At 49.8% G+C, this 269-nt stretch carries 1 pseudogene; it reads left to right on the top strand.

Annotation, left to right across the window (positions count from 1 at the left end):
- Positions 1 to 269: pseudogene (locus SB773_RS32010) on the top strand (glucose-6-phosphate dehydrogenase); the annotation flags it as partial.

Raw genomic sequence — 269 nt, 5'->3', positions numbered from 1 at the left:
ATGCATTTGCAAAATCGCATAAATGCAAAGGAAATTCGCAAGGAAAAGCGAAAAGTGATGGAAGCGTTACGCCCGATGACAAAAGAGGAAGTAATGAGGAGCATCGTTCGCGGGCAGTATCGCGCAGGGGAGATTCATGGGCAGAATGTCGTTGGGTACAGGGACGAGCCTGGGGTAGGGACGTTTTCGATGACGGATACGTTTGTTGCTCTGCGGGTTTGGATTGACGACCCACTCTGGTCAGACGTTCCCTTTTATATACGTACAGG

The sequence above is a fragment of the Bacillus sp. SIMBA_074 genome (assembly GCF_046534555.1).
Taxonomy (GTDB): Bacteria; Bacillota; Bacilli; order Bacillales; family Bacillaceae_G; genus Bacillus_A; species Bacillus_A mycoides.
The sequence above is the reverse complement of the archived record's forward strand: the minus strand, read 5'-3'. Positions and strand labels throughout refer to the sequence as shown.